A 26,915-nucleotide genomic window follows, 5' to 3' on the forward strand; every position below is an offset into this window, starting at 1 on the left:
CGACAGCGTGGAGAAACTCGCGGGCGTTTTGATACAGCGGCATGTGACGTCTAACTTTGATATATCCCGCAAAACTGCGGAATAACATGGCCAGCAGTCAGATAACACCGGCGACTCCGGTTCAAAAAAGTGTTTGAAAGCATGGGCTTATCTCACTATACTGTATAAATGAACAGGTATAACAACCCTGACAAAGTCGCCGCACCCGCCTTGCGCTCCACACGGCTGCTGGACCAGGTGCGTGAGCGGATTCGGTATTTGCACTATAGCCTTCAAACTGAGAAGGCTTACCTGCATTGGGCCCGGTTTTTCATCCGTTGGCACGGGCGGGACGGCAAAATGCGGCATCCGCGCGACATGGGCAAAGCCGAGGTCGAGGCTTTCCTCACCATGCTGGCCGATGAACGCCAGGTTTCTCCGGCCACCCACCGACAGGCGCTGAACGCCCTTCTTTTTCTTTACCGGCAGGTGCTGGACCAGGACCTGCCGTGGCTTCAGTCCATAGGCCGCCCGCCGGAACGCAAGCGCATCCCGGTTGTGCTCACCACGGGCGAAGTGCAGTCTGTACTGGCCTTGATGGACGGGGTGGAGGGCCTGCTGGCCCGCATGCTTTACGGCACGGGCATGCGATTGGCTGAGGGCTTGAGTCTTCGTGTGAAAGACATTGATTTCGATCGGCAGGTGATGATTGTGCGCAGCGGCAAAGGCGACAAAGACCGCGTGGTGATGTTGCCTCGCGCGCTGGTGGTGCCGCTGCGCGATCAGTTGATGCGTTCCAGGGCCTTATGGGCGGCAGACCGCGCAGCTGGCCGCAGTGGTGTCTACATGCCACACGCGCTGGACACCAAATACCCGCGGGCGGGGCAAACATGGGCCTGGCAATGGGTTTACCCGGCTCCCCATTTGTCGGTCGACCCTCGCTCGGGCGTGGAGCGGCGCCATCACTTGTTTGAAGAACGCCTGGGGCGGCAGCTCAAACGGGCTGTATCGCAAGCCGGAATCGCAAAACATGTGACGGTGCACACGCTACGGCACAGCTTTGCCACCCATCTCCTGCAGTCGGGCACCGACATCCGCACGGTGCAGGAGTTGCTGGGCCACTCCGACGTGAGCACCACCATGATCTACACCCATGTGCTGAAGGTCGCGGCTGGCGGAACGGCGAGTCCGCTGGATGCGCTGGCCACCTGATTCGCTATAAATTCAATAGCTGCTGGCGTCCGTGGCCAAAGGGCCAGCGCCCGTTTTCGTCATGAACCATGCAGCAAACAGACTCGCCGCGAGCAAAAACATGGGAGTTCATGCACGAAATCGGCGGTTTTCCCAAGCGGGACGGGCGCCACCAGCTATCAGAATGATAGTAACCACGTCCGCCAAAGCACTACAGCAGCCCCGCCCCCGGCAGAAAAACCGGCGGCGCTTCGGGCGGCGGCGGCTCGCTCTGCGCGGGCTCGGCTTTTTCCACCGGCATGCGCAGGTCGTCGAGGTAATCGCGTGCGATGTTGACGGTGCTTTTGACACCGAGGGCGCCGAAGCGTTTGGCCAGCCAGTCTTTGCCGCAGACGATGCCCAGGTCGCGCAGCGAATGAATCAGGCTCTTGTCCGTCGATGACTTGCTGGCGGCAGTGAACTTTTCCAGCGCCTGGCCGCCGTCGATGCGGTGCATCAGCACGTCTTTGTAATGCGCGGCGTCGAGCTTGCCCTCGGCGAGCAGGCGTTTGACGAAATCGATCGCGCGCATCTCGGCAATCAGCGCGGCATTGAAGGTGATCTCGGTCATGCGGTCCATGATCTCGCCGGGTTTGGTGGGCAGCTCGGCGCGCTGGATGGGGTTGATCTGCACCAGCACGATGTCGCGGCTCTGGCAGCGATAGATCAGCGGGTGAATCGCCGGGTTGCCCGAATAACCGCCGTCCCAGAAGTGGTCGCCGTCAATTTCCACCGCCTGAAACACCATGGGCAGGCAGGCCGACGCCATGACGGCGCTGGCCGTCAGCCGCTTGCCGCAAAACACCTCAGCCTTGCCGCTGCTCACGCGCGTGGCCACCACAAACACCTGGGGCGTGTCGGGGCCGGACGCCGCCGCCAGGCGTTCAAAGTCGACCTGCTTTTCCAGGAAGTCTTTCAGCGGGTTGATGTCGAAGGGGTTGCGCTGGTAGGGAGAAAGCGCGTTCGACCAGTAACGCGTCATGGCGTCGGTCCAGAGCTTGCTGGACCAGTTTCCGCCGCCCATCAGTCCAAACAAAATGCCGAAGGGCGCCTGCTGTAGCTTGCTGACTGATTGCGAAAGCGAGGACGACAGCGCGCCCATCTCGACAATGCCGTTCCAGAAGCTGTCCAGCGCCTCACGAGCCGCGTCGTGCCGCGCAGCCCGGGGTTGGCCTTCGGACCGGGCAAAGCCGTGGGCCAGCGCCACCGCGTTCATGGCGCCGGCGCTGGTGCCGCTGATGCCTTCCAGGTCGATGCGTCCGTCGTCCAGCAGGGCGTCAAGCACACCCCAGGTGAAGGCGCCGTGCGAGCCGCCGCCCTGCAGCGCCAGGTTGATGCGCGGCGTGTGCGGGTCTGGCGGCGCGGCAGATTCTGGTGCGGCAGGCAGGTTCATGCAGTGAGCTTAGCAAGAAACAGGCACGGCCTAAAATGGGCGCTGCACCCCGCGCTCCATCCGCCCTTCCGCCACCACCCACCCCCATGAACTACCTGACGGGTTACCCCGACACCCTGCAGAGCCAGGTGCGTGAACTCGTCGCGCAGGACCGGCTGGGCGCCCTGCTGCTGAAAAAATATCGCTCCGCGCACGGCATACGCACCGACAAGGCGCTGTATGACTACGTGATGGACATCAAGAACAGTTTTCTGCGTAACGCCGACGCTTTGAGCAAGGTGGCCTTTGACAGCAAGCTGCAGGTGATTGCCCATGCGCTGGGCACCCACACCACCGTGTCGCGCGTGCAGGGCAGCAAGCTCAAGTCCAAACGCGAGATTCGCGTGGCCAGCCTGTTCAAGGAGGTGCCGATCGAGTTCCTGCGCATGATCACGGTGCACGAGCTCGCGCACCTGAAGGAAAAGGCGCACGACAAGGCCTTCTACCAGCTCTGCACCTACATGGAGCCGGACTACCACCAGTTTGAGCTGGATTTGCGCCTGTACCTGACCCACATGGCCGCCGGCGGGCAAGCGCCGTGGCCGGTAAGTCGCTGAGCAGGCGCTGTTTGCTATTTATTTGATAGCTATCTGCGCACACGCCATATGGGCTGGTGCTCGAAAAGGCTCAAAAAAACTCAGGGAACCAGCCCGAGCGCGTGCATGTAGGCCGGGTGCAGCATCAGCGCGTCCCAGTCGATGGCAGGTGTGTTGGGCAGCAGGTCCAGACGGCGTCCCTCGCTGGCTTCGAGCGGCTCCCACTGCTGCCGGAGTTGGCCCTGGGTGAGCCCGTCGAGCAGCTCGTCCACTTCCTGGCCCTCACCCACCGACTGGTTGCACAGCAGCACCATGTCGCAGCCGGCGTTGAGCGCGGCCATTGCCGCCTCGGTGTAGCTGACCTGCTTGCCGTCGAGCAGGCGGGCACCGGCCATGCTGAGGTCGTCGCTGAAAATCGCGCCGCCAAAACCGAGCTGGCCGCGCAGGATGTAGGTCAGCCACTTCTCGGAAAACCCGGCCGGGCGCGCATCGACCTTGGGGTAGATCACATGCGCCGGCATCACGCTGGTCAGCGTGGTGTTGAGCCATTCATAAGGCGCGGCGTCGTCTGCCAGGATGGCCTTGAGGCTGCGCCTGTCCACCGGGATGTCGGTGTGCGAATCGGCTTTGACAAAGCCGTGGCCGGGGAAGTGTTTGCCGCAGTTGGCCATGCCGCTTTGCAGCAGGCCGTGCATCAGGCTTTTGGCCAGCAGGCCGACGACACGCGGGTCACGCGCAAAGGCGCGGTCGCCGATGACGCTGCTTTCACCATGGTCAAGGTCCAGCACCGGCGTGAAGCTGAAATCCACGCCGCAGGCGCGCAGCTCGGCGCCCAGCACGTAGCCGCAGGCAGTGGCGGCATTGGTCGCGGTCATCGCGTCTTTCAGCCACAACTCGCCCAGCGCACGCATGGGCGGCAGGTGGGTGAAACCGTCGGTTCTGAAGCGCTGCACGCGGCCGCCTTCGTGGTCCACGCAGATCAGCAGGTCTTTGCGAATCTTCCTGATCTCGCTGCAAAGGGCCGTGAGCTGCGCCCGGTTCTCCCAGTTGCGGGCGAACAAAATGATGCCGCCCGTCAGCGGATGTTTGAGGCGGCGTTTGTCGGTTTTGCTCAAGGTCAGGCCGGCAATGTCGATGATCAGGGGGGCGTGTTGGCTCATGGTGGATTTTCTGATTTACTATTAATTTGATAGCTGATTGCGCTGATACAGATTGGGCTAAGCCGTGTTTTTCTCTACAACCACAAAGCTGGCGGCGTAGTCGGTCTCGTCGGTCACGCTGACATGGGCGGTCAGGCCTTTCGCCTCGAACCATTCCTTGAGCGCGCCGTGCAGAACAATTTCGGGCTTGCCGCTGGCGGCCTTGGCGATTTCGCAGTGGCGCCAGGTCATGGGCAAACGCATGCCCATGCCGACGGCCTTGCTGAACGCTTCCTTGGCGGAAAAGCGCGTGGCCAGGTAACGCAGGCCGCGCTCGGGCCAGCGTGCGCTGCGGGCTTGCCAGGTGGCGAACTCGGCGTCGCTGAGGATCTTCTGAGCAAACCGCTCGCCATGCCGCTCAAAGCTGGCGCGGACGCGGCGCACGTCGCAGATATCGGTGCCTATGCCGTAAATCATCCGGATATGGCCCCCACGGTCGCGCACTGCGTGTCGCTCCCTGCCCCCCGAGGGGGCCGCTGCGCCTGCGGGCTGGCAAAGCCAGACCCGCAGCCCTGGCTGGTAAAGACAAGAATATCCAGCGACTTGGCCATCAAGCTGCGGGGAATGCGTTGTCAATGCAGCCCAAATAAGCAGCAACCGTGGCGCTGTAGCCCAACTCCAGCGCATCGGCCATCAGCGCGTGGCCAATCGACACCTCGAGCACGCCGGGCACCGCGTTCAGGAACGCCGTGAGGTTGTCGCGGTTCAGGTCGTGGCCGGCATTCACTCCTAATTTGATAGCTGCCGCCGCCCGCCCCGCAAGCACAAACGGCTGCAAAGCCTTGTCCTGTTCCGGCGTACCCCAGGCCCGGGCATAGGTCTCGGTGTACAGCTCCACACGGTCCGCGCCAAGCTCTTTGGCGGCGGCCATGGCTTCGGGCAGCGGGTCCATGAACAGGCTGACGCGCACGCCCCGGTCGTGGGCTTCTTCAATGAACGGTTTCAAACGGGTCGCGTCCTGGGGAAAGCTCCAGCCGTGGTCGCTGGTGAACTGGCCTTCGCTGTCGGGCACAAAGGTGCACTGGTGCAGCGGCAGGCCGCGCGCCGACAGGTTGCGCACAAACTCCATCAGGTTTTGCAGCGGGTTGCCCTCGACGTTGAACTCGCGGTCGGGCCAGTCCTTCATGAGCGCCGCCAGCTCGTAGACGTCGTCGCTGCGGATATGCCGCTCGTCGGGGCGCGGATGCACGGTGATGCCCTGGGCGCCTGCCTCCAGGCACAGCTGCGCCGCACGCAGCACATCGGGGATGCCCAGGTGGCGGGTGTTGCGCAGCAAGGCCACCTTGTTGACGTTGACCGACAGGGCTGTGCGGTGACGGAGAGCGGGGGCGTGTACAGGAGCCATGGTGGGCATTGATCCCTTAGAAAGCCTGCAGATCGATCATCATCTGCCGGGTTTTGAAAACCTTCACATCGCAATGGTAGTGCAGCAGGGATCGCAGCTGGGTTTTGAGTGCCGGCAAATGGTTCACACAGGCCTGCACCGTGTCGGTAAACGATGCATCGTCCTTGAGGGTGTCCTGCAGATCTTGCCATTGCAGGCCCAGCAGGCTGGCGCGGTCATCGTCATGCGCCTCGCGCAGGCCAGCTTCGGCCACCAGCACATAAGGCGTCTGCGGCTCCAGCGGCGCCAGCGTGGCGGTCTGGGCGTCCAGCGCCGGCAGCAGGCCGATGCCCTGCAGCAGGCGCAACTCGAACGCGCGCAAGGCCACCTCCAGCGTGTCGATGGTCTGGCTGGCCAGCAACTGCACGGTGGCGGCATAGGCGTCGAACAGCACCGGGTGCGGATCGTCGCGCGCCAGCAGGCGCATCAGCAACTCATTGAGGTAATAACCCGACAGCAGGGCGTCGCCGGTCGGCATGACATGGCCGCCCTGCCACTCGGCGCTGCGCAGCATGCGGATCTCGGCGTCACCACCAAAGGCAACGTGCAGCGGCTGCAGCGGCAGCAGGATGGGGCGGAAATTCGAGCTCGGCTTCTTGGCGCCGCGCGCGACCAACGCAATGCGCCCGTAGCTGCGGGTGAAGACTTCCAGGATCAGGCTGGACTCGCTCCAGTCGTAGCGGTGCAGGACGTAAGCCGGCTCGTCGCTGATGCGTTTGGTGGCCACTCCGGTACGCCTACAAATCCGACGGCCGGGCGCATGCCGGCGTTGCGCGGTGCCCGGAATCCTCATACACCCAAGTGCATTCCGGTGTCCTGCACTCCGGGCGCCCTGGCCTGCATCCCGGCCCCCGAATTTCCAGGCGCACCGGGACTCCATTACTCGTAGCCAAACGTCCTCACCCTCGCTTCGTCGTCGGCCCAGCCCGAGCGCACCTTGACCCAGATCTCCAGGAACACCTTGCCTCCGGTGAGCGCTTCCATCTCGTGGCGCGCCTCGGTGCCTATGCGTTTGAGCTTTTCGCCCTTCTCGCCAATGATCATGCCCTTGTGGCCGTCGCGCTCGACGACGATGGTGGCGGCAATCCGGCGCAGTTCGCCCTCCTGCTCGAACTTGTCGATGATCACCGTCGAGGTGTAGGGCAGTTCGTCGCCGGTCAGGCGAAACAGCTTCTCGCGAATAATCTCGGCGGCCATGAAACGCTCGCTGCGGTCGGTCAGCTCCTCGGCGCCGTACATCCAGGGCTGCGGGGGCAGGTATTTCTCGCAGATGCCGAACAGGCGCTCGACATCCTTGGCGTTGTTGGCCGACATGGGCACAAACTCGGCAAAGTTGTGCCGCTCCTGCATCTCCTTGAGCCAGGGCGCGATGTCCGCGCGGCGGTGGATCAGGTCAAACTTGTTGGCCAGCAGGATCGCCGGCGTGTTCGCCGGTAGCAGCGACAGTACCTTGGCATCGGCCTGGTTGAACTGGCCGGCCTCGACGACAAACACAATCAGGTCCACGTCGTTGACGGCGCCCACCACCGTCTTGTTGAGCGAGCGGTTCAGGGCATTGCCGTGCCGGGTCTGGAAACCGGGGGTGTCGACAAACACATACTGGGTGGCGCCCAGCGTGCGCATGCCGGTGATGCGATGCCGTGTGGTTTGCGCCTTGCGCGAGGTGATGCTGATTTTCTGCCCCACCAGCGCGTTGAGCAAAGTCGATTTGCCCACATTGGGCTTGCCGACGATGGCGATCAGGCCACAGCGCTGGCCTTCGGCCGGCGGCGCGTTGTTGGCCTGGGAGGTCATGGCCTTGGCCAGCATGGCTTCCAGGGCGGCATCCTGCGCCGGCACGATGGCTTCTGCCGGTTCAACGGCAGGCGCGGCCTTGGCCTTGGCTTTGGTATTGCCGGCAGGCGCTGCCGGGCGGGCCGGCTTGGAGGGGGTCTTTTTTGCGGGGGTCATGAGGGTCGCCTGTTGGCGGCTGCGCTTGCAGTGCCGGTTTCAAGTCAATGGAGCGTTTTTACGTAAGCCAGCATCGCGGCGGCGGCGGCCTGCTCGCCGGCACGCCGCGAGCCGCCAATGCCGCGTTCTGCACGGCCGAACTCGCTGATTTCACATTCCACGTCAAAGGTCTGCTTGTGGGCTGCGCCCAGCGTGCCAACCACGCGGTAGATCGGCAGGTTCATTTTGCGGCCCTGCAGCCATTCCTGCAACTCCGTCTTCGGGTCCTTGCCGATGGCCTGCATGGTCGGGTTGATCTCGACGTCCTGGAACAGCCGGCGCACCAGACGGTCGGCCTTGTCAAAACCGGCATCCAGGAACACGGCGCCAATGACCGCTTCCAGCGCATCGGCCAGAATCGACGGCCGCTTCTGCCCGCCCGACTTGGTCTCGCCCTCGCCAAGGCGTATCAGTAGCGGCAGGCCGAGCTGCACCGCCAGCTTGTGCAGCGTGTCCTGCTTGACCAGGTTGGCGCGCACCCGCGACAAATCGCCCTCGGGCAACTCGCTCAGCCGTTCATACAGCAAACCGGCCACCGCCAGGTTGAGCACGGAGTCACCCAGAAACTCGACGCGCTCGTTGTGGTCGGCCGAAAAGCTGCGGTGGGTCAGCGCCTGCTGCAGCAGGCGTGGATTGGAAAATTCGTGCTCCAGGCGCGTTTGCAGCGCCTGCAGGTCCGGGCTCAAGGTTGGACTGGCACGCACTTACTTGGAGCGGCCGGTGTACTTGAGCAGCAGGTAAGCCGGGCCGCCAATGTGGATTTCCCGGTTGTAGGCAAAACTGACCGTCACCTTGTCGCCGTTTTTGCCGACTTCGAGGTCCTTGCCGCCGATCGACTTGATGTCGTCAATGGCGGCCGCCTTGTCGAAAATCGCGCGTACTTCGGGCACCGTATTGCCCTCGGCCGCCTTGCTGGCCGCCTTGGTGATGGCCTGGAATTCGACCAGGGTGGGAAACACCTGGGCTGCGATCACGCCCGCGAAAGCCAGCACGCCGCCCACGAACAGGATGCCAATGAACGAAATGCCACGTTGCCGATTTTTCATCATGTGTTTCCCCAGCTGTTGTTAGTTGCGCCCCATGTCCCGCCCTGCCTCTGCGCTGCCCTCAAGGCCAGCCCGGCTCCCGCCTCAGTCCACCTTGCCGATGCGTTTGAGGTTACCAAAATTCATCCAGACAAAAAAGGCCTTACCGACAATGTTGGCCTCGGGCACAAAACCCCAGTACCGCGAATCCAGTGAATTGTCGCGGTTGTCGCCCATCATGAAATAGTGCCCGTGCGGCACCTTGCAAACCACGCCTTCGCTACTGTAGCGGCAATTTTGACGATAGGGAAAGTCGGAAGCACCGGCAATGAAGGCTGGCCGGTCCTCGTCATTGAGCACTCGGTAGGTCTTGCTGCCGGTGGTTTCCCTGAACTGCTTGGCATAACGAAGGGCGTCTTCGTCAAAGAAATCGGGCAGCGCCACCTTGGGCACGGGCTGGCCGTTGATAGTGAGCTTCTTGTTCAGGTAGGCCACTTCGTCGCCGGGCACACCGACGACCCGCTTGATGTAGTCCAGACTGGGTTGGGGCGGGTAACGGAACACCATCACGTCACCGCGCTGCGGACTGTTGTTGTCAACAATCTTGAGGTTGATGACGGGAAGCCGCACGCCGTAGTGAAATTTGTTGACCAGAATCAGGTCGCCCACCAGCATGGTCGGAATCATGGAGCCGGATGGAATTTTGAAAGGCTCGAACAGGAAAGAACGCAGCAGGAACACGACCACAATGACCGGGAAAAGCCCGGCCGTCCAGTCCAGCCACCAGGGCTGCATGAGGACCCGGCCCCGGGCTTCCTCGATGTTGCCGTCGACCTGGCTGATGCCCCTGGCGGCCAGCTCGCTACGGCGTCGGGCCGCCTCCTGCTCGATGATCTCGGCCGCCTTGCGGCGCTGCGGCCAGAAGTAGAACTTCTCGGCCAGCCAATACAGGCCCGTGACCACGGTCGCCAGAAACAGCAGCAGGGAGAAGTTGCCCTCCACCATGCCCAGGTACCAGGCGCCGCCGTAACCGGCGAACAGCACCAGCACCAACGCGGTGAGCGTACTCATGAAGCCCATCATTATTCTTCTACCTGCAGGATGGCCAGGAAGGCCTCCTGGGGAACTTCTACCGAACCGATTTGTTTCATGCGTTTTTTACCCGCTTTTTGTTTTTCAAGAAGCTTTTTCTTGCGTGAAATGTCGCCACCGTAACACTTGGCAATCACGTTCTTGCGCAGCGCCTTGATTGTCTCACGCGCAATGATGTTGGCCCCGATGGCCGCCTGGATCGCGACGTCGAACTGCTGGCGGGAAATGATCTCGCGCATCTTGGCCACCACCGCCCGGCCGCGGTAGGCCGACTGGCTGCGGTGGACGATGATGGACAGCGCATCGACCTTCTCGCCGTTGAGCAGGATGTCGACCTTGACCACGTCGGACGCCCGGAACTCCTTGAACTCGTAATCCATGGACGCGTAGCCCCGCGAGACGGATTTGAGTTTGTCGAAGAAGTCCAGCACGATCTCGCCCAGCGGCATCTCGTAGGTCAGCATGACCTGCTTGCCGTGGTAGGCCATGTTGAGCTGGACGCCGCGCTTGAGGTTGGCCAGCGTCATGACGGCGCCCACGTACTCCTGCGGCATGTAGAGATGCACGGTGACGATGGGCTCGCGGATTTCGTTGACCCTGCCCGCATCCGGGATCTTCGACGGGTTTTCGACCATGATGATCTCGCCATCGGCCTTGAGCACCTGGTAAACCACGCTGGGCGCGGTCGTGATCAAGTCCTGGTCGAACTCGCGTTCGAGCCGCTCCTGCACGATCTCCATGTGCAGCAGGCCCAGAAAACCGCAGCGAAAGCCAAACCCAAGCGCCTGGCTGACTTCCGGTTCGTAATGCAGGGATGCATCGTTGAGCTTGAGCTTTTCCAGCGCGTCGCGCAGCGAGTCGTACTCGCTGGCTTCGGTCGGGTACAGGCCGGCAAACACCTGCGGCTGGATTTCCTTGAAGCCGGGCAGTGCCTCGGTGGCGGTCGCTGCCGCTCCGCCGGTGCCTGGCCTGATCAATGTCACGGTGTCGCCGACCCGCGCCGCCTGCAGCTCCTTGATGCCGGCGATGATGAAACCGACCTCGCCCGCTTCCAGCGCGGCACGCGGCTCGGTATGCGGCGTGAAGACGCCCAGCTGGTCGGCGTTGTAGGTAGCCTCGCTGGCCATCAGCTTGATGCGCTCGCCCTTGACCAGCCGGCCGTCCACCACACGCACCAGCATCACGACACCCACATAGGCGTCGTACCAGCTGTCGACAATCATCGCGCGCAGCGGTCCGTCCGGATTGCCTTGCGGCGGCGGTATGCGGGCAATCACCGCCTCCAGGATTTCGTCGATGCCCATGCCGGTCTTGGCGCTGCAGGGAATCGCGTCGGTGGCATCAATGCCGATCACGTCCTCGATCTCCTGCTTCGCGTTTTCCGGATCGGCCTGCGGCAAATCCATCTTGTTGAGCACCGGCACCACCGTCACGCCGAGGTCGAGTGCCGTGTAGCAGTTGGCCACGGTTTGCGCTTCCACCCCCTGGCTTGCGTCCACCACCAGCAACGCACCTTCGCAGGCCGACAGAGAACGGCTCACTTCATACGAGAAGTCGACGTGGCCTGGCGTGTCGATCAGATTGAGGTTGTAAATCTGGCCGTCGAGGGCCTTGTATTTGAGCGCGGCGGTCTGCGCCTTGATGGTTATCCCACGCTCCTTTTCCAGATCCATGGAGTCGAGCACCTGCGCACTCATCTCGCGATCCTGCAATCCACCACAACGCTGGATGATGCGATCGGCCAGCGTGGATTTGCCGTGATCAATGTGCGCAATGATCGAAAAGTTTCTGATGTGATTCATCAAAGGGAACGCCTAAGTGCTTGAAAGTATTGCGAAGAGCCCGCGGTCAATTCGCGAAAGCCATAAAAAAGGGCGCGTCACTTGTGACGCGCCCTGAACCAACAATCTATGGCAACTGCGATAGTTGGAAGCTTCATTGTAGGCAAAAAGCCGACCACGCATAGCCTCGAAATTGCCAAATTTTTCCCGTTGCAGGGCAGCAACATGAATCTTATGCACAAGTTATTCACAATTTTAACTGAGAGCCTATGGACAACATGTGGGTGATCTGTGGATCAGCAGTGAATCGTGCCAATTCATGCAAGGAAGCGGTTTTTTAAACGCTTGATATATCGGAATCATCCGGTACCTTGCGTCCATTCTACCAAAATCGCTCATTAGTCGAATTTTAAGTTAGCAAGCACCAACATTTCTCAAGCCTTCGGGCAGAGGAGAAATATTTTTTTGATATGCCTGCCACGCCGCATTTCAGGCAAAACCCCCAACCCCGGTCAGGGTAAGAGGGCTGCAAAAAGCGGCAGTTGCAGGGCCGGCGGGTGTCGCTTCACCCGCGCAGGCCTTAACGCGACGGCCGGATCAGCGCGAACTGTGCGACCTCGCCGCGCCGGAACAGCACGTTGATCACCTTGCTCTTGTCGGCTTTGGCCAGCACCGCTTCAAAGTCCTTCACGCTCGCGACCTCCGTGTTGGCAATCGCCAGAATCACGTCGCCCTCGCGCAGCCCGGCCCGCGCGGCAGCGCCTTCACTCGCATCCACCTTGACGCCACCCTTGAGCTTGAGCTCCTTCTTCAATGCCTCGGGCAACTCGCTGACCACCAGCCCCATGACCTGGGCCGGTCCGGCCACTGGCGGTTTGCTCTCCGGCGCCTGGGCCTTGCGCACCGGCTTTTCTGCCTCTACCTCGGCGATCGTCACGTTGAAGTCCCGGGTACTGCCGCGCCTGAAGACGGTGATCGTGGTTTTGGTACCCGGCTTGACGTTACCCACCATGCGAGGCAGGTCGGTTGCCCGGTCAATCACCTTGCCCTCAAATCGGGTGATGATGTCGCCGGCTTCAATCCCGGCTTTTTCTGCAGGTGACCCGGCTTCGACGCCCCGCACCAGCGCTCCTTGCGGCTTGCCCAGCCCGATGGACTCTGCCACCTCCTTGCTGACCTGGTCGATCTGCACGCCGATCCGGCCGCGCGTCACCCGGCCCGTGGTGCGCAATTGGTCGGCCACGCGGGTGGCCTCGTCAATCGGAATCGCAAACGAGATGCCCTGGAACCCGCCGGAGCGCGAGTAGATCTGGCTGTTGATGCCGACCACCTCGCCGCGCATGTTGATCAGCGGGCCGCCCGAGTTGCCCGGATTGATCGCCACATCGGTCTGGATGAACGGCAGGTAGTCGCCAGTGTCGCGCTGCTTGGCGCTCACAATGCCGGCGGTCACCGTGTTCTCGAGGCCAAAAGGCGAACCGATGGCCATGACCCACTCACCGACTTTCAGGCGGCTGATGTCGCCGATTTTCACGGCCGGCAAGCCGGTGGCTTCGATTTTGACCAGCGCCACGTCGGTGCGCTTGTCCGTGCCGATGATCTTTGCCTTGAACTCGCGCTTGTCCGTCAGCGTCACCAACACCTCATCGGCGCCTTCGACGACATGGGCGTTGGTCATGACCAGCCCGTCCGTGCTGAGGATGAATCCCGAACCCACGCCGCGCGGCTGCTCTTCGTCAGGCTGGCCGCGATCCGGCTTGGGAGCACGCGGCATGTTGGGCGGCACCGGAATGCCGAAACGCCGGAAAAACTCCAGCATCTGCTCGTCGGCGTTGCCGGCCGCACCGGCCTTGACCTTTTCAATGGTCCGGATGTTGACGACCGAAGGACCGACCGCTTCCACCAGGTCCGTGAAGTCCGGCAGGGTTCTGACTTGCGCCATCACCTGCTGCACAGGCATCATGGCCAGGACAGTGCCCAGCGCCAGCGCACCGGCGACGAGGCAGGAGCGACCTTGTTTCCAGTTCAATATATGCATCATCAGCCTTTGAAAAATTGTCAGAAAAGAAGAGTAAATCGCGTATTCAATCGGGCGCCGGTCGGGTCGCAACCGATGGTCGGGCGCGGAGGCGCCTCGCGACCACAGGCATGGGCCAGCTCGAAATGGGGGCGCTATTTCCTGCGTTCAAGTCCATTGGCAAACAGGCTCAGGGTGGCCATGGGTACCTCGCCCATCACGGTCAGCCAGTAAGCGTCGACACGCCGGGTCAGCGACTGCGTGGCACCCAGGGACACCCTGGATTCACGGAGGTGGCGCTGGGCATCAAACGACTCGACAAAAATCGACACCGACGCCAGGCCGTCCGAAAAAACCCACTGCATGGGCTCGCTTCCCGACTGCCCCGCCAGCGGACGTTTGTAGCAACTCATGGACTGAAAGCCCGGCACCGGCGCTTTCATCAACCAGCCTTCGGCGCTGGCCGTGGTCTTGACCAGTCCCGGCTTCTCGACCCGGTAGCCATCCACCTTGGCCATCATTTGCGCCAGCTTGTCGAGCCTGACCGGTGCATCGAGCTGCAATTCTGAAAAAGCCGCCTGCTCCAGCACCTTGCCGTCGGCATCGAGCGTCTGCAGCTTGATGACCATGCCCTTCTTCTGTTCGGCCCAGACGCGGTAGCCAAAGCGCATCGTGTCGCGGGGAATCAGGGCGACGATGTCAGCCTCCACCCCGGCCACCCGCTCGGTGCCCTCCTGCCGGGCCTTGTAGAAATCGGCGATATGGCTGTCGGTGGACTTAAGCAATTGGGGAAACAGACCCAGTGACTCCTGCTTTTCAGAACGCACCACCTTCTGGTCGGGCAGGAAGGTCACCACCTGGTCGTTGTGCCGGAATACCGTACGCGGGGCCCCGGTGAGGGTTTCGACCTTTTCCATCTGTTGCGTCCCATCGCAGACATGCCAGATTTTGGCACTGGACATGGCGCCGCCGGAGGACACCACAAAGGTGCCCACATAAGACCGGTTTCTGGAGGCTTCGTGCATGCGCATCAACCACTCGTTGATGCTCCTGGACTCCGCAGTCTGGCCCGGTGCTGTGGTTGTGGCCGGTACCGGCGCCTGAGCTGCTACGTAATTTGTAGCAGCCATCGCACAAGCAGCAAGGGCTAGCGGGCGAAAATAACTAAAATTCATGGAGTAAACCGACCTGGCATTGGCTGCAGCGGCCGCGTCAGCGACGCTCGCCCTGGGGCGACTCGAAGGTGGCGTTTCGCAGAAATCCCGAGGGCACCTGCAATGCCGACGTGCCGCCCAGCTGCCGGTGTGCGGCCAGCAGCTCCTGCATGCGCACATCACGCACCACGGTGCCCCGCTCCGACCCCACCAGCACCTGCTGCGCTGCGGGCTCCGTGCGGGCCAGCTGCGGCGCCGCCGACGGTGCCAGCAGGCCCGCGCCGGCATTCCACGCAATGGCCGCCACCGCAGCGACGGACGCAAACCCCGCCACCAGTTTCCAGGAGAAGCTGGCGTCGTTCGCAGCCTCTTCCCTGGCTCGACCGGCCGCCGGTTGACGCACTTCCGGCAAGACGGGAGTGGCCACCAGGACCTGCTCCTGGCTCAGGCGCAGCCGCAGGCGGGCCACAAAGGCTGTATCCGCAGCGTGCGGGATCAGCTCAGGCGAACGCAACACATCACCAATCAGGTGGTAGGTGTTCCAGCTGTCCAGCGCCTGGGCATCGGCTTCGCAGGCCGTCACCGCACGGGAAAAGTCCTCGCTCGCCAGCTGGCCGTCAGCCAGGGCGGAGATCAACTCACTGTGTTGCGTCATCGGTTTCATGGTGTCCATGGGCAGCTTGGATCTGCCGGTTTCAATCGTTTACTCTGACTTGCATCAACTCGTCGGCACGTCTCAAAAACTACCAGCGTTTGCCGGACTGGTTTTCCAGCAAGGGCTTGATCCTTGCGGAAATCGCCTCCCGGGCCCTGAAGATGCGTGAACGCACGGTGCCGATCGGGCAGTTCATGACTTCCGAGATCTCTTCATAACTCAGACCTTCAATTTCCCGCAGCGTGATGGCCTGACGCAACTCCTCGGGCAATGCCTCCATGGCGGCATTGACCATTTGCGCGATCTCCTTGCCTGCAAGCACAGCCTCGGGCGTTTCCGAACTGATTAGTTCGTTTTCCAGCGGGGAAGTTTCATCGCTTTCATCGCTTTGACCGGATTTGAACGAATTCTCCGAGACCGTGGGGTCGCGCTTGAGTTCCATCAAGGCCTTTTTGGCGGTATTGACGGCAATGCGGTACAGCCAGGTGTAGAACTGGGCTTCGCCCCGGAACTGGGCCAGCGCCCGGTAGGCACGAATAAAGGTTTCCTGGGCAATGTCCTCGACCAGGTCCACATCGCGCACCATGCGCCCGATCAGGCGCTGGATGCGGCGCTGGTACTTGATGACCAGCAGTTCAAACGCCCTCTGGTCGCCCGCCACCGTGCGCTCGACCAGCATGGCGTCGCTGTCGCTTGCCACCGGCGGAGTCTGCGCGGAGTCCTCGGTACTCATGAACCGGAACGCGGCGAGGGCGGTTGCGCCGAAACATCAGCCATGACCCCAGGCGGGCTGGCATCCCACCGCGTCATGTCCGGAGACGGCCGGTGCTGGGAGTGAACGGCACGGCGCAGATCCAGCCAGCGCTCGGGCTGAAGAGAACGGCCGGCCCAGAGCCACAGGGTGGCGTGGTCATGGTTCTCCAGTCGCAGCAGCATGATGCGCTGAAGATCGAGGGCCACCGCGAGATCACGCACGGGTGTGCCCGACTGGTAGCTCTGGCTTTCCCAGCGCCAATCCTGTCCGTCCCAGCGCAGCTGGCCAGCCGGCGAGTGAAACCACGCCAGACCGGCAGCCACGCCGGCAAGCAGCACCACCGCCAGGGCCAACCACAAGCGCCAGTCGGTAACCGGTGCAGCGCGCCACCACAGGGCCAGCACGCCGACCCCGGCCAGCCAGAGGCCGAGCAAGGCAAAGCCCTGGAAATGCGAACGCCCCAGCGGGTAAGTAACCGGCGGGGCGTTATGCATGGTCAAGGGACAAAGTGACGGGAGTCAGGTGCGGCCGGGTGTAGGGAATGGGGAAAGGCCTCAGACGCGCTTGAACACGAGCGTCCCGTTGGTGCCGCCAAAGCCAAAATTGTTTTTGACAGCGACCTCGATTCTGGCGTCACGCGCCGTGTTGGCGCAGTAGTCCAGATCACACTCGGGGTCCTGGTTGAAGATATTGATGGTCGGCGGAATCTTCTGGTGATGCAGTGCCAGCACGGTAAACACCGACTCGATGCCACCGGCCCCACCGAGCAGGTGCCCGGTCATGGATTTGGTCGAGCTGACCACCAGGTTTCTGGCATGGTCGCCAAACGCGGCCTTGATGGCATTCGTTTCGTTGAGGTCACCCAGCGGTGTCGAAGTGCCGTGCGCATTGAGGTACTGCACATCGCCGGCATTGATGCCCGCATCTTTGAGGGCCATGTCCATGGAACGGCGCGGGCCATTCACGTCGGGCGTGGTCATGTGATACGCGTCGCCACTCATGCCAAAGCCGACCACCTCGGCGTAAATCTTCGCGCCGCGCGCCTTGGCGTGTTCGTACTCTTCGAGCACCAGCACACCGCCGCCCTCGCCAAGCACAAAGCCGTCGCGGTCTTTGTCCCAGGGACGCGACGCGGTCTTCGGGTCTTCGTTGCGGGTCGACAGGGCACGGGCTGCGGCAAAACCACCCACGCCCAGCGGTGACACCGTGGCTTCTGCACCGCCGGCCACCATGACGTCGCAATCACCGTGCTCGATCATGCGCGCCGACAGGCCGATCGCATGCAGACCGGTGGTGCAGGCCGTCACGACGGCAATGTTGGGGCCCTTGAAGCCAAACTTGATCGACACATGCCCGGAGATCATGTTGATGATCGAGGCCGGCACAAAAAACGGGGAAATGCGGCGCGGACCCCGGTTGATCAGCTCGGTGTGCGTCTGCTCGATCATCGGCAAGCCGCCGATGCCCGATCCGATGTTGCAGCCGATACGGGTCGCCAGTTCCTCGCCGAGTGCATCGCCCGTGGGCAAGCCACTGTCGGCCACTGCCTGGCAGGCCGCGGCCAGGCCCAGGTGGATGAACCTGTCCATGTGCCGGGCTTCTTTTTCAGGGATGTACTCCGTGATGTCGAAACCCTTGACCTCACCTGCAAATTTGCAGGCGAAGCTGCTTGCATCAAATTGCGTGATCAGGTCAATGCCGGGCGTTCCGGCAAGGACGTTGGCCCAGGAGTCGGCCACGGTGTTACCCACCGGGCTGACACAACCCAGACCTGTCACAACGACACGACGACGGCTCATGCGCAAATCCTGAAGAAAGTCCCGAAAGGCTGGAGACCTTTCGAGCAAGCTGGAAAAAGACCGGAGTCTTTAGGCTTTTTGATGGGTGTTCGCGTAGTCAATCGCGTTCTGAACGGTGGTGATCTTCTCGGCGTCTTCGTCGGGGATCTCGATGCCAAACTCGTCTTCCAGAGCCATGACCAGTTCTACGGTGTCAAGCGAGTCAGCGCCCAGATCGGCCACAAAGGCTTTTTCGCTGGTGACCTGGCCTTCTTCCACGCCAAGTTGTTCGGCAATGATTTTCTTAACACGTGCTTCGATATCGCTCATAGTTCCCTCTGAGGGTTGTGAATTAATCCGTGATTTTAGCGTTGTTGGAGTTGATTCCCCAACCCGCCAGCCGGACGGATAAAACCCGGCTTGTGGTCCGGTGCCTGCAGGCTGCATGCGTCCCCATTATTCATGATCGTGGTGACGCAGCGCAGACGGGCAGCCGCCGGATGGTTTACATGTACATCCCGCCGTTGACGTGAAGCTCCTGCCCGGTGATGTAACCGGCCTGAGGACTCGCCACAAAGGCCACCGCATGGGCGATGTCCTGCGGCTTGCCCAGGTGCCCCAGCGGGATCTGGCCGAGCAGCGCCTTCTGTTGTTCCTCGGGCAAACCTGCCGTCATGTCGGTTTCAATAAAGCCCGGCGCGACGCAGTTGACGGTGATATTGCGGCTGCCGAGTTCCCGCGCCAGCGCACGTGTCATCCCCGCGACGCCAGCCTTGGCCGCCGCGTAGTTGGCCTGGCCGGCGTTGCCGGAGGCACCCACCACCGAGGTGATGCTGATGATGCGGCCATAACGCTGCTTCATCATGGTGCGCATCACGGCGCGGCTCATGCGGAACACCGCCTTGAGGTTGGTATCCAGCACCGCGTCCCAGTCTTCATCCTTCAGGCGCATGGCCAGCATGTCGCGCGTGATGCCGGCATTGTTGACCAGCACCTGCAGCCCGCCATGCTCCTTGACGATGGCATCGATCAGCGCCTCGGCGGCCGCTGCGTCATTCACATTCAGGTTTTTACCCGCACACCCGGGGAAAGCGGCCAGCGCCTGGCTGATTTTGCTGGCGCCCTCGTCCGTGGTGGCCGTGCCGATCACTTTCAGTCCGCGCTGCGCCAGTTCCAGGGCAATCGCCGCACCAATGCCGCGGGACGCGCCAGTGACCAGGGCTACCTGACCTTCAAATTTGACATCGCTCATGCCAGTGCCTCCTTCGCCTGCTTCAGGCTGTCCGGATCAAACAGGGCCACGCCCGTCATGTCCGCATCGATACGTTTGACCATGCCGGCGAGCACCTTGCCCGGCCCGCATTCCACCACGGTCGTGATGCCGCGCGCCTTGATGGCCTGCACACATTCGACCCAGCGCACCGGGCCGAAGGCCTGCGCATACAGGGCCGCGCGGATGCGCCCGGGATCGGTCTCGACGGCCACCTCGATGTTGTTGATGACCGGAATCTGCGGCGCGGCAAAGGCGGTCGCGGCGAGCCTTTCCCGCAGCTTGTCGGCGGCCGGCTTCATCAGGCTGGAGTGAAACGGTGCCGACACCGGCAGTGGCAAGGCGCGTTTGGCCCCGTTGGTCTTGAGAACTTCGCAGGCTTTTTCCACAGCGGCCTTGCTGCCGGCAATCACGGTCTGCATCGGATCGTTGAAATTGACGGCTTCCACCACCTCGGCGCTGCCCGGCCCGAACGTACGCACCGCTTCGGCACAACCTTCGATGACCCGGGAGGCTTCCATGCCGAGGATGGCGGCCATGGCACCGACGCCCACCGGCACCGCCTCCTGCATGGCCTGCGCGCGAAAACGCACCAGCGGCGCGGCTTGTGCCAGGCTCAACACACCAGACGCGACCAGCGCGGAATATTCACCGAGCGAGTGGCCAGCCACCACGGCAGGCGCCACGCCGGTCTCGGCCATCCACGCACGGTAAGCCGCCACACCGGCCACCAGCATCACTGGCTGGGTGTTGGTGGTCAGACCCAGCGCTTCCTTGGGCCCTTCGCGGATCAGCTTGCCGAGGTCCTCGCCAAGCGCATCCGAGGCCTCCCGCAGCGCCTCATGCACGGCGGGATGATGGCCCCAGGCGTCGAGCATGCCAACGGCCTGCGAGCCCTGTCCGGGAAAAACAAAAGCAAAAGGTTTCATAAAAATATCGATAAAACCAGCTTGCCGCCCTGATGGAGCGGGCGCGAGCTGCTATAGATTCAGGAGTACCGCGCCCCAGGTGAAGCCGCCGCCCACCCCTTCGAGCAGCAGCGTCTCCCCTTTTTTGACCTTGCCGCTGCGCACCGCCACGTCGAGCGCCAGCGGGATGGAGGCGGCGGAGGTGTTGCCGTGCTGGTCCACCGTGACGATCACCTTGTCCATGGACATCTTGAGCTTCTTCGCGGTGCTCTGCATGATGCGGATGTTGGCCTGGTGGGGAACCAGCCAGTCGATGTCGCTCTCCTGCAGGCCGGCCTTGGCCAGGGTTGCACGCGCCGCATCTTCGAGAACACCGACCGCGAGTTTGAACACGGCCTGCCCGTCCATCTTGAGCAGCGGATCGCCCAGCACCTTGCCGCCAGACACGGTGCCTGGCACACACAAAATACCGACGTGTTTGCCGTCGGCATGCAGGTCGCTGGCCAGGATGCCGGGCGTCTGCGACGCCTCCAGCACCACGGCGCCGGCGCCATCACCAAACAGCACGCAGGTGGTGCGGTCCGAAAAATCGAGAATGCGCGAAAACACCTCGGCGCCAATCACCAGCGCTTTGGTTGCCGAACCGGTCTTGATCAGCGCGTCGGCAATGGTCAGCGCATACACAAAGCCGCTGCAGACCGCCTGCACGTCAAACGCCGCGCAGCCGCCGATGCCGAGCTTGCTCTGCAGGATACAGGCGGCCGACGGAAACACCATGTCCGGTGTCGAGGTGGCCACGATGATCAGGTCGATGTCCCTGGCCTCCAGGCCGGCGGCCTGCAGGGCGTTTCTGGCGGCTTGCGCCCCCAGGTCACTGCTGCAGACACCGGGGTCGGCAAAGTGGCGGGCACGGATGCCGGTGCGCTCGACGATCCAGTCGTCGGAGGTTTCCACCCCCTGCGTCGCCAGTTCGGCAGCCAGTTCGGCGTTGCTCAGACGGCGCGGCGGCAGGTAGCTGCCGGTGCCAGTGATGCGTGAATAAGGGCTCATGAATAACTCAGTGTGCGGCGCCAGAGGCGGCCAATTCAGCCTGTGCAGGAACGACTGGGGGTACCGCCGGCGGCGCACCGGCCGCCGCCAGCAGCGGCGCGGCGTGAGCAATGCGCTCCCTCACCCGGTCCAGCAAATTGTTGCGAGCTGCATCATAAGCCCGATTCAAGGCCTGTTCGAAGGCGAAGGCGTCGGCAGAACCGTGGCTTTTGAATACCAGACCGCGCAGGCCCAACAGGGCCGCACCGTTGTAGCGTCGGTAGTCCATGCGGTTTTTAAGCGCACTTAGAACCGGATAGGCCATGATGGCAGCAGTTTTCGTAAAGATATTGCGTGAAAATTCGGCCTTGAGAAATCCAACAATCATGCTCGCCAGGCCTTCGCTGGCCTTGAGTGCCACATTGCCGACGAAGCCGTCGCAGACCACAATGTCCACCACGCCCTTGAAAATGTCGTTCCCCTCAACATTGCCATAAAAGTTAAGATCTCCGCTTTTAGAAGCAGATCGAAGCAGTTCGCCGGATTTTTTGATAATTTCGCTGCCTTTTATCGCTTCTTCACCGATATTGAGCAGGCCCACACTGGGGTTGGACTTCTCGCTGATGGCCGCCACCAGGGCAGAACCCATGACCGCAAACTGGAACAGATGATCTTCGGTGCAGTCGACATTGGCCCCGAGGTCGAGCACCGTGGTGGCGCCGCCTTTGCCATTGGGGATTTGCCCGGCAATCGCGGGGCGGTCAATGCCGTCCAGTGTCTTGAGGATATAGCGCGAAATGGCCATCAGTGCGCCGGTGTTTCCGGCCGAGACAGCGGCTTGCGCGGCGCCTTCCTTGACCTGCACGATCGCTACCCGCATGGACGAGTCTTTTTTGCGTCGCAGGGCAACTTCGATCGGATCGTCCATCGCCACCACCTCGGTGGCAGGGACCACCACGCAGCGCGGGTGGGTATGAAGACGGGGAAACAGCGGGTGCGCCGCCAGCACGGCAGGCTGACCGACCAGCAGAATGGACGCTTCGGGGTGGCCGTCCAGGAAGGACAGGCTGGCCGGCACAGTAACTGCCGGGCCGACATCCCCGCCCATGGCGTCGACGGCTATCCTGATCATGGCAGGACCGGTGCAGTCAGAAAAGGGGAATTCAACAAAACAAAGGCCCGCAGGATGAGTGCGGGCCAGTCGTTAAAGCGCGGAATTACGCTTCGGATTTTGTTTTCAGCACTTTGCGGCCACGGTAAAAACCGGTGGGGCTGATGTGATGACGCAGGTGCGTCTCACCGGTGGTGGACTCGACAGCAATGCCCGGAACGGTCAAAGCGTTGTGCGCACGGTGCATGCCGCGCTTGGAAGGTGATTTTTTGTTCTGCTGGACGGCCATGATCCGCTCCTGAGGGGGTGTAGGGTGGGTAAATTACGCACAAAACCCGTGAGCGGGTCCTGGCGCCAAGCCTTTGATTATAGCGCGATATCGCTGTTTTTTCCAGTGCGCACCGCAGGGCAGGCGCCAAGACCCTGAAAACCCTCTCAAACAACACCTCCAGCGGTCCCTGGCCCGGTGCCGCCGGGCACCGCCCGGCAAGACCATTTGTGGGCTATTTTTTCTTTTTCAGCTCTGCCAGAGCGGCAAAAGGGTGGGGTTTGGCGTCTTCCTGCTGGGCGAGTTCGCCCTCCCCCGCACTGAACACCGGCGCCACCGGACAGGTCTCATGCATGGGTACCAGCGGCAGAGCCATCAGCAGTTCGTCCTCGACCACGGCCAGCAGGTCGAATTGCGGCGCCATCACCAGCAGGTCTTCCTCGGACTGGTCGTCTTCAGCCATGGCAATGTCTTCATCAGCGACGAAGCGGTACCGCTGGTCCACCTCCAGCGCGGTGGGCACCGCCCCCATGCAGCGCTGGCAGGTCAGCGGCAGCGTGGCGCTGGCCTGCAGGTGCAGCCAGACCTCGTCTTCGCCACCGGCTTGCGGCCGCAGCTCGGCCCGCGCCTCCCAGTTAACAGCCAAATCGGGCTCTAGCCCATGCAGTTCCTGCGCCAGGCGCTCCATATTTGATAGCGGGGTGCGCTCGACGAGCGGCTGGCCCTCCTGGGCGAAAGCCTGCATGTTGAGCCGGCGGGCGTGAAGATGTCTGGACATGGCAGCAGTGTAAGAGAATCGACGCATGAACCCTGTACCTTCTACGGATGCCCATCACGGCGCCGCCCTCCCCACCGCGCGCCGCCTGATCCTGGGCTCCACTTCGCCCTACCGCCGTGAACTGCTGCAACGCCTGCAGATTCCGTTTGACGTGGCCGCTCCCGCCGTCGACGAGACCCCGCGGCCCGGCGAATCCCCGGCAACCCTGGCATTGCGGCTGGCCCTGGCCAAGGCGCGTGCCGTGGCGGCGGCCTTCCCAGATGCGGTGGTGATCGGCTCCGACCAGGTCGCCGACCTCAACGGCCAATGCCTCGGCAAGCCCGGCAACCATGCCAATGCCGTCGCCCAGCTTCGCCAGATGCGCGGCCAGAGCGTGGTGTTCCAGACCGCCGTGGCCGTGGTCTGCCTGCAAAGCGGGTTTGAACAGACAGACCTGGCAGCGGTGAAGGTGCAGTTTCGCGCCCTCGGCGATGAGGAGATCGAAAACTACCTGCAAGCCGAGCAGCCCTACGACTGCGCCGGCAGTGCCAAAAGCGAGGGACTGGGCATCACCCTGCTGGAGGCCATCGAGAACGACGACCCAACTGCCCTGGTCGGCCTGCCGCTGATACGCACCTGCCGGATGATCCGGGCCGCCGGCATGGCCCTGTTGCCGGCACGCAAGGACCAGCCATGACCCCCCCCCCCAAAGGCCGGCTTTACCTGGTGCCCGCGCCGCTGGATTTCGGCTGTGACGTGCAGGCCCCCCTCCAGGATGTAATGCCGATGGGCACGCTGCAAATTGCCGCGACGCTCTCCTGCTGGGTTTGCGAGAACGCCAAGAGCACACGCGCCTACCTCAAGCGGGTGGGCGAGGTGCTGCCGCTGCAACAGCCCATCCAGGCACAGCAGATCCAGGAACTGCCGCGCGAGGTGCATAAAAAAGGCGACCATGGCGGCAACTTCGACGCCCGCCCACTGCTGGCGGCTGCGCTGGCCGGCCGGGACATCGGCCTGGTCAGCGAAGCCGGCATGCCGGCGATTGCCGACCCGGGCTCGTCCGTTGTGCGCGCCGCGCACGACCTGGGCCTGCAGGTGCTGCCGCTGGTAGGGCCGATGTCGCTGATGCTGGCGCTGGCCGCCAGCGGACTGAACGGCCAGAATTTTGCGTTTGTCGGTTACCTGCCGCAGGACGGCGGCGAACGCAGCCAACGCATCCGCGAACTCGAGTCGCTGGCGCTGAAGACCGGCCAGACGCAGATTTTCATTGAAACGCCCTATCGCAACACCGTGCTGCTGCAGGCGCTGCTGCAGACGCTGCAGCACAACACGCGGCTGGCCTTGAGCTGCGGCCTGAGTCTGCCCGGCGGCTGGTCGCACAGCGCCTCCATCAGCCTGTGGAAACGCGACAAGCCTGCGGCACCGCTGGCCTTGCCAACAGTGTTTTGTATCGGGCGCTGAAAGCGTGGGGGGGGGGGTGCAGAGAGCTACACGGCGAGCGTGGACGCCGGTATTCCTTCAGGCAAGGGCCGCGGATCTGGCTTTGCCAGTCCGCAGGCGCAGCGGCCCTCTCGGGGGGGCAGGGAGTTACGCGAAGCGAACGACCGTGGGGGCCATTCAGCGAATCGCAGGAACCGTCTTCAGCGTGCGGATCGCACCGTCCCCGATGGCTGCACCAAACTTCTTGGCCAGACGCTCGGCAACGTTTTCGCGGCGCGTGTAATCAATGATTTCTTCGGTCTTGACGATTTCGCGGGCCACATAGTCGAGCGAGCCCAACTGGTCCGCCAGACCCAGCTCGATGGCCTGCTGGCCAGTCCAGAACAGGCCGCTGAACATCTCCGGCGTTTCCTTGAGACGTTTGCCCCGGCCGGCTTTGACCACAGCGATGAATTGCTGGTGAATCTGGTTCAGCATGGTTTGGGCATAGGCGCGCTGCTGCTCGGTCTGCGGGCTGAACGGGTCGAGAAAACCCTTGTTTTCGCCGGCCGTCATGAGGCGGCGCTCCACGCCCAGCTTGTCCATCAGGCCGGTAAAACCAAAGCCGTCCATCAACACGCCGATGCTGCCGACGATGCTGGCCTTGTCGACAAAAATCCTGTCGGCCGAAGCGGCCACGTAATACGCCGCCGAAGCACAGGTTTCTCCCACCACGGCATAGACGGGCTTCTTGTGTTTGGCCTTGAGACGCACGATCTCGTCGTTCATCATGCCGGCCTGCACCGGACTGCCGCCGGGTGAGTTGATCAGCAAGACCACCGCCTGGGCACCCTCGTCTTCAAAGGCGGCGCGCAGCGCCGCATTGACAAACTCGGCGCTGGCGTCGGCGCCATCGGCGATCTCGCCCTTGATCTCCACCACCGCGGTATGCGGCGCGCTGACATTGCTGGTGGCCGCGCTGCGGTGCATGGCAAACCACACCAGGAACACAAAAAAGGCCAGCCAGGACAGCCGCACAAAGGTTTTCCAGCGGCGCGTGGCTTTCTGCTCGTTCAGGGCGGCAAAAGCCAGCTTCTCCAGCGTCGCGCGTTCCCAGCCCGGCTCGGTGGCCAGGTCGGTCCTGCGGCCAGCTACGTTTTCAGGAGCTGTCTGCGCCCGTGTTTGCTGGGCTGAAGGCCTGTTTGGGTCGAAATCCGGGTTGTCGGACGGTTCGGTGCGGTTTGAATCATTCATACGGGTAGTTTAGAACTCCAATGTTTTAAGTTTGTAGGACGTGTGCCAGAAAACAAGGCCTTCGCCTTCAGAAATGTCAATTTTGACCAGCCCGCCCTGGCAGGGGCCGCCGCTGCATTCACCCGTGTCGGGCCGGTAGGCCGCGCCGTGGCTGGCGCATAGCAGCCACTGACCGCTGTCGTCGAACACCTGGTTGGGCTGCCAGTCCAGTTCCATCGCCACGTGGCTGCAGCGGTTCAGGTAGGCGTGGGGCTGTCCTTCGAAACGGACAGCAAAGGCCCGGCAGGTCTGGCCTGCATAGCTCACGTCGAAAGGCACGGCCTGCCCGCCATCGGCCAGGTCGCTGGATTGACACAGGGGAATCAGCGATTCATCCATTGCATGAACCATGCATTTCAAAACGCAACGACAAGGTCAGGGCGCCCTCTTCACCAGCCAGGGCCGCGGAACCGGCTTTGCCGGGCCGCAGGCGCAGCGCCCCCGAGGGGCTGGAGCCTGCGGCTCCAAACCTGCTTGAGCAGGTTTGGACAGGCGACAGAAGCGAAGCCTCTGGCGAGCGGCGGCCTGCAAGGCCTCGCGGAGTACACGAAGTGACAAGCGTGGGGGCCATATCCTAGGCGTTGCCGGCCAGCCAGTCGTGCAGGTCCTGCACGGAATGAGCGACAAAACGCGGCTGGAGGGCGTCAAAGGCCGCGCTTTCGTGCGCGCCATAACTGACCCCGACACTGGCGCAGCCGGCATTCAGCGCCATCTGCAGGTCGTGGGTGGTGTCGCCAATCATCAGCGTGCGCTCCGGGCTCACACCAAACTCTTCCATCAGCTCATGCAGCATGCGCGGATGCGGCTTGCCGGCGGTTTCATCGGCGGTGCGCGAGCCGTCAAACCGGCCCTTGA

The 26,915-nt window shown here is 62.6% G+C and carries 30 protein-coding genes; 4 read left to right on the forward strand and 26 right to left on the reverse strand.

Annotated elements, in window-relative coordinates:
* The first annotated feature begins 168 nt into the window (after nucleotides 1-168).
* Nucleotides 169-1,191: an integron integrase gene (locus PSV33_RS07460; protein WP_300560280.1), complete on the forward strand. Its 1,023-nt coding sequence runs from the start codon at nucleotides 169-171 to the stop codon at nucleotides 1,189-1,191.
* 190 nt (nucleotides 1,192-1,381) lie between these two features.
* Here the strand turns inward: PSV33_RS07460 and PSV33_RS07465 are convergent, their stop codons facing one another.
* Nucleotides 1,382-2,602, reverse strand: coding sequence for a patatin-like phospholipase family protein (locus tag PSV33_RS07465; protein WP_300560281.1), 1,221 nt, complete (start codon nucleotides 2,600-2,602; stop codon nucleotides 1,382-1,384).
* A gap of 86 nt (nucleotides 2,603-2,688) precedes the next feature.
* Here PSV33_RS07465 and PSV33_RS07470 point away from each other — a divergent pair, with 86 nt between their 5' ends.
* Nucleotides 2,689-3,198, forward strand: a complete 510-nt coding sequence (locus tag PSV33_RS07470) for a YgjP-like metallopeptidase domain-containing protein (RefSeq protein WP_300560282.1) — start codon at nucleotides 2,689-2,691, stop codon at nucleotides 3,196-3,198.
* A gap of 80 nt (nucleotides 3,199-3,278) precedes the next feature.
* Here PSV33_RS07470 and nagZ read toward each other — a convergent pair whose 3' ends face one another.
* The 22 genes from nagZ to PSV33_RS07580 form a co-directional block, all read right to left on the reverse strand.
* On the reverse strand, nucleotides 3,279-4,337 hold the full coding sequence (gene nagZ / locus PSV33_RS07475; RefSeq protein ID WP_300560276.1) for a beta-N-acetylhexosaminidase: 1,059 nt from the start codon (nucleotides 4,335-4,337) through the stop codon (nucleotides 3,279-3,281).
* A gap of 57 nt (nucleotides 4,338-4,394) precedes the next feature.
* Complete coding sequence (gene acpS, locus PSV33_RS07480) at nucleotides 4,395-4,793, reverse strand: holo-ACP synthase (protein WP_300560275.1); 399 nt, start codon at nucleotides 4,791-4,793, stop codon at nucleotides 4,395-4,397.
* A gap of 133 nt (nucleotides 4,794-4,926) precedes the next feature.
* Nucleotides 4,927-5,721 carry a pyridoxine 5'-phosphate synthase gene (locus PSV33_RS07485; protein ID WP_300560283.1) on the reverse strand — a complete coding sequence of 265 codons (795 nt, stop codon included), beginning with the start codon at nucleotides 5,719-5,721 and terminating at the stop codon, nucleotides 4,927-4,929.
* Nucleotides 5,722-5,737: 16 nt separating this feature from the next.
* A complete protein-coding gene (gene recO, locus PSV33_RS07490; RefSeq protein ID WP_300560284.1) occupies nucleotides 5,738-6,487 on the reverse strand; it encodes a DNA repair protein RecO in 750 nt (249 codons plus the stop codon).
* 152 nt (nucleotides 6,488-6,639) lie between these two features.
* The gene (era, locus tag PSV33_RS07495) at nucleotides 6,640-7,569 is read right to left on the reverse strand and encodes a GTPase Era (RefSeq protein ID WP_300515146.1); all 930 of its coding nucleotides are present in this window, start codon (nucleotides 7,567-7,569) and stop codon (nucleotides 6,640-6,642) included.
* 185 nt (nucleotides 7,570-7,754) lie between these two features.
* A complete protein-coding gene (gene rnc / locus PSV33_RS07500) occupies nucleotides 7,755-8,435 on the reverse strand; it encodes a ribonuclease III (protein WP_300560285.1) in 681 nt (226 codons plus the stop codon).
* 18 nt (nucleotides 8,436-8,453) lie between these two features.
* The gene (locus PSV33_RS07505) at nucleotides 8,454-8,795 is read right to left on the reverse strand and encodes a DUF4845 domain-containing protein (protein WP_300560318.1); all 342 of its coding nucleotides are present in this window, start codon (nucleotides 8,793-8,795) and stop codon (nucleotides 8,454-8,456) included.
* A gap of 84 nt (nucleotides 8,796-8,879) precedes the next feature.
* Entirely contained in the window at nucleotides 8,880-9,857 is a 978-nt protein-coding gene (gene lepB / locus PSV33_RS07510; protein WP_300560286.1) for a signal peptidase I, read from the reverse strand.
* Nucleotides 9,857-11,668, reverse strand: a complete 1,812-nt coding sequence (gene lepA / locus PSV33_RS07515; protein WP_300560287.1) for a translation elongation factor 4 — start codon at nucleotides 11,666-11,668, stop codon at nucleotides 9,857-9,859. The genes lepB and lepA overlap by 1 nt, the downstream gene beginning before the upstream one ends.
* 559 nt (nucleotides 11,669-12,227) lie before the next feature.
* Nucleotides 12,228-13,688 (reverse strand): DegQ family serine endoprotease, encoded by a 1,461-nt coding sequence (locus tag PSV33_RS07520; RefSeq protein WP_300560288.1) that lies wholly within the window; start codon nucleotides 13,686-13,688, stop codon nucleotides 12,228-12,230.
* Between the two features lie 131 nt (nucleotides 13,689-13,819).
* Nucleotides 13,820-14,839 (reverse strand): MucB/RseB C-terminal domain-containing protein, encoded by a 1,020-nt coding sequence (locus PSV33_RS07525; RefSeq protein WP_300560290.1) that lies wholly within the window; start codon nucleotides 14,837-14,839, stop codon nucleotides 13,820-13,822.
* Nucleotides 14,840-14,876: 37 nt separating this feature from the next.
* Nucleotides 14,877-15,491, reverse strand: coding sequence for an RseA family anti-sigma factor (locus tag PSV33_RS07530; RefSeq protein ID WP_300560291.1), 615 nt, complete (start codon nucleotides 15,489-15,491; stop codon nucleotides 14,877-14,879).
* Between the two features lie 70 nt (nucleotides 15,492-15,561).
* Entirely contained in the window at nucleotides 15,562-16,206 is a 645-nt protein-coding gene (rpoE, locus tag PSV33_RS07535) for an RNA polymerase sigma factor RpoE (protein ID WP_300560293.1), read from the reverse strand.
* Nucleotides 16,203-16,721 (reverse strand): hypothetical protein, encoded by a 519-nt coding sequence (locus PSV33_RS07540; protein WP_300560295.1) that lies wholly within the window; start codon nucleotides 16,719-16,721, stop codon nucleotides 16,203-16,205. The genes rpoE and PSV33_RS07540 overlap by 4 nt, the downstream gene beginning before the upstream one ends.
* A 60-nt stretch (nucleotides 16,722-16,781) precedes the next feature.
* Nucleotides 16,782-18,026 carry a beta-ketoacyl-ACP synthase II gene (gene fabF / locus PSV33_RS07545; protein WP_300560297.1) on the reverse strand — a complete coding sequence of 415 codons (1,245 nt, stop codon included), beginning with the start codon at nucleotides 18,024-18,026 and terminating at the stop codon, nucleotides 16,782-16,784.
* Nucleotides 18,027-18,095: 69 nt separating this feature from the next.
* Nucleotides 18,096-18,335 (reverse strand): acyl carrier protein, encoded by a 240-nt coding sequence (gene acpP / locus PSV33_RS07550; RefSeq protein WP_011484542.1) that lies wholly within the window; start codon nucleotides 18,333-18,335, stop codon nucleotides 18,096-18,098.
* 175 nt (nucleotides 18,336-18,510) lie between these two features.
* Nucleotides 18,511-19,257: a 3-oxoacyl-ACP reductase FabG gene (fabG, locus tag PSV33_RS07555; RefSeq protein WP_300560299.1), complete on the reverse strand. Its 747-nt coding sequence runs from the start codon at nucleotides 19,255-19,257 to the stop codon at nucleotides 18,511-18,513.
* Nucleotides 19,254-20,204 carry an ACP S-malonyltransferase gene (fabD, locus tag PSV33_RS07560; RefSeq protein WP_300560301.1) on the reverse strand — a complete coding sequence of 317 codons (951 nt, stop codon included), beginning with the start codon at nucleotides 20,202-20,204 and terminating at the stop codon, nucleotides 19,254-19,256. The genes fabG and fabD overlap by 4 nt, the downstream gene beginning before the upstream one ends.
* A gap of 51 nt (nucleotides 20,205-20,255) precedes the next feature.
* Nucleotides 20,256-21,233 (reverse strand): beta-ketoacyl-ACP synthase III, encoded by a 978-nt coding sequence (locus PSV33_RS07565; RefSeq protein WP_300560303.1) that lies wholly within the window; start codon nucleotides 21,231-21,233, stop codon nucleotides 20,256-20,258.
* A 7-nt stretch (nucleotides 21,234-21,240) separates the two neighbouring features.
* Entirely contained in the window at nucleotides 21,241-22,344 is a 1,104-nt protein-coding gene (gene plsX, locus PSV33_RS07570) for a phosphate acyltransferase PlsX (RefSeq protein WP_300560306.1), read from the reverse strand.
* Nucleotides 22,345-22,429: 85 nt separating this feature from the next.
* A complete protein-coding gene (gene rpmF, locus PSV33_RS07575) occupies nucleotides 22,430-22,612 on the reverse strand; it encodes a 50S ribosomal protein L32 (protein WP_096669354.1) in 183 nt (60 codons plus the stop codon).
* Nucleotides 22,613-22,826: 214 nt separating this feature from the next.
* Complete coding sequence (locus PSV33_RS07580; RefSeq protein ID WP_300560308.1) at nucleotides 22,827-23,369, reverse strand: YceD family protein; 543 nt, start codon at nucleotides 23,367-23,369, stop codon at nucleotides 22,827-22,829.
* A 25-nt stretch (nucleotides 23,370-23,394) separates the two neighbouring features.
* Between PSV33_RS07580 and PSV33_RS07585 the strand changes: the two genes are divergently transcribed.
* Nucleotides 23,395-24,045: a Maf family nucleotide pyrophosphatase gene (locus PSV33_RS07585; RefSeq protein ID WP_300560310.1), complete on the forward strand. Its 651-nt coding sequence runs from the start codon at nucleotides 23,395-23,397 to the stop codon at nucleotides 24,043-24,045.
* Nucleotides 24,042-24,809 carry an SAM-dependent methyltransferase gene (locus tag PSV33_RS07590; protein WP_300560311.1) on the forward strand — a complete coding sequence of 256 codons (768 nt, stop codon included), beginning with the start codon at nucleotides 24,042-24,044 and terminating at the stop codon, nucleotides 24,807-24,809. The genes PSV33_RS07585 and PSV33_RS07590 overlap by 4 nt, the downstream gene beginning before the upstream one ends.
* A gap of 156 nt (nucleotides 24,810-24,965) precedes the next feature.
* On the opposite strand, the gene PSV33_RS07595 is transcribed toward PSV33_RS07590, so the two are convergent.
* From PSV33_RS07595 to PSV33_RS07605, 3 genes are all read right to left on the reverse strand, one after another.
* On the reverse strand, nucleotides 24,966-26,021 hold the full coding sequence (locus tag PSV33_RS07595) for a S49 family peptidase (protein WP_300560312.1): 1,056 nt from the start codon (nucleotides 26,019-26,021) through the stop codon (nucleotides 24,966-24,968).
* Between the two features lie 9 nt (nucleotides 26,022-26,030).
* On the reverse strand, nucleotides 26,031-26,399 hold the full coding sequence (locus PSV33_RS07600; RefSeq protein WP_300560314.1) for a Rieske 2Fe-2S domain-containing protein: 369 nt from the start codon (nucleotides 26,397-26,399) through the stop codon (nucleotides 26,031-26,033).
* A gap of 235 nt (nucleotides 26,400-26,634) precedes the next feature.
* Nucleotides 26,635-26,915, reverse strand: a 281-nt coding sequence (locus PSV33_RS07605) for an HAD-IA family hydrolase (protein ID WP_300560316.1), incomplete at its 5' end; no start/stop codon positions are given.

The sequence above is a fragment of the Polaromonas sp. genome (assembly GCF_029945895.1).
Lineage (GTDB): Bacteria > Pseudomonadota > Gammaproteobacteria > Burkholderiales > Burkholderiaceae_C > Polaromonas.

What these genes read in the sequence shown, in the direction of transcription:
- lepA (WP_300560287.1), bottom strand. Translation starts at nt 11,668, where the DNA reads ATGAATCACATCAGAAACTTTTCGATCATTGCGCACATTGATCACGGC.
- plsX (WP_300560306.1), bottom strand. Translation starts at nt 22,344, where the DNA reads ATGATCAGGATAGCCGTCGACGCCATGGGCGGGGATGTCGGCCCGGCA.
- nagZ (WP_300560276.1), bottom strand. Translation starts at nt 4,337, where the DNA reads ATGAGCCAACACGCCCCCCTGATCATCGACATTGCCGGCCTGACCTTG.
- PSV33_RS07470 (WP_300560282.1), top strand. Translation starts at nt 2,689, where the DNA reads ATGAACTACCTGACGGGTTACCCCGACACCCTGCAGAGCCAGGTGCGT.
- PSV33_RS07465 (WP_300560281.1), bottom strand. Translation starts at nt 2,602, where the DNA reads ATGAACCTGCCTGCCGCACCAGAATCTGCCGCGCCGCCAGACCCGCAC.
- PSV33_RS07540 (WP_300560295.1), bottom strand. Translation starts at nt 16,721, where the DNA reads ATGCATAACGCCCCGCCGGTTACTTACCCGCTGGGGCGTTCGCATTTC.
- PSV33_RS07585 (WP_300560310.1), top strand. Translation starts at nt 23,395, where the DNA reads ATGAACCCTGTACCTTCTACGGATGCCCATCACGGCGCCGCCCTCCCC.
- PSV33_RS07525 (WP_300560290.1), bottom strand. Translation starts at nt 14,839, where the DNA reads ATGAATTTTAGTTATTTTCGCCCGCTAGCCCTTGCTGCTTGTGCGATG.
- PSV33_RS07460 (WP_300560280.1), top strand. Translation starts at nt 169, where the DNA reads ATGAACAGGTATAACAACCCTGACAAAGTCGCCGCACCCGCCTTGCGC.
- fabG (WP_300560299.1), bottom strand. Translation starts at nt 19,257, where the DNA reads ATGAGCGATGTCAAATTTGAAGGTCAGGTAGCCCTGGTCACTGGCGCG.
- PSV33_RS07505 (WP_300560318.1), bottom strand. Translation starts at nt 8,795, where the DNA reads ATGAAAAATCGGCAACGTGGCATTTCGTTCATTGGCATCCTGTTCGTG.
- PSV33_RS07530 (WP_300560291.1), bottom strand. Translation starts at nt 15,491, where the DNA reads ATGGACACCATGAAACCGATGACGCAACACAGTGAGTTGATCTCCGCC.
- acpS (WP_300560275.1), bottom strand. Translation starts at nt 4,793, where the DNA reads ATGATTTACGGCATAGGCACCGATATCTGCGACGTGCGCCGCGTCCGC.
- PSV33_RS07485 (WP_300560283.1), bottom strand. Translation starts at nt 5,721, where the DNA reads ATGGCTCCTGTACACGCCCCCGCTCTCCGTCACCGCACAGCCCTGTCG.
- rpoE (WP_300560293.1), bottom strand. Translation starts at nt 16,206, where the DNA reads ATGAGTACCGAGGACTCCGCGCAGACTCCGCCGGTGGCAAGCGACAGC.
- lepB (WP_300560286.1), bottom strand. Translation starts at nt 9,857, where the DNA reads ATGATGGGCTTCATGAGTACGCTCACCGCGTTGGTGCTGGTGCTGTTC.
- PSV33_RS07590 (WP_300560311.1), top strand. Translation starts at nt 24,042, where the DNA reads ATGACCCCCCCCCCCAAAGGCCGGCTTTACCTGGTGCCCGCGCCGCTG.
- fabD (WP_300560301.1), bottom strand. Translation starts at nt 20,204, where the DNA reads ATGAAACCTTTTGCTTTTGTTTTTCCCGGACAGGGCTCGCAGGCCGTT.
- PSV33_RS07520 (WP_300560288.1), bottom strand. Translation starts at nt 13,688, where the DNA reads ATGATGCATATATTGAACTGGAAACAAGGTCGCTCCTGCCTCGTCGCC.
- era (WP_300515146.1), bottom strand. Translation starts at nt 7,569, where the DNA reads ATGCTGGCCAAGGCCATGACCTCCCAGGCCAACAACGCGCCGCCGGCC.
- PSV33_RS07600 (WP_300560314.1), bottom strand. Translation starts at nt 26,399, where the DNA reads ATGGATGAATCGCTGATTCCCCTGTGTCAATCCAGCGACCTGGCCGAT.
- rpmF (WP_096669354.1), bottom strand. Translation starts at nt 22,612, where the DNA reads ATGGCCGTCCAGCAGAACAAAAAATCACCTTCCAAGCGCGGCATGCAC.
- PSV33_RS07565 (WP_300560303.1), bottom strand. Translation starts at nt 21,233, where the DNA reads ATGAGCCCTTATTCACGCATCACTGGCACCGGCAGCTACCTGCCGCCG.
- PSV33_RS07580 (WP_300560308.1), bottom strand. Translation starts at nt 23,369, where the DNA reads ATGTCCAGACATCTTCACGCCCGCCGGCTCAACATGCAGGCTTTCGCC.
- acpP (WP_011484542.1), bottom strand. Translation starts at nt 18,335, where the DNA reads ATGAGCGATATCGAAGCACGTGTTAAGAAAATCATTGCCGAACAACTT.
- PSV33_RS07595 (WP_300560312.1), bottom strand. Translation starts at nt 26,021, where the DNA reads ATGAATGATTCAAACCGCACCGAACCGTCCGACAACCCGGATTTCGAC.
- fabF (WP_300560297.1), bottom strand. Translation starts at nt 18,026, where the DNA reads ATGAGCCGTCGTCGTGTCGTTGTGACAGGTCTGGGTTGTGTCAGCCCG.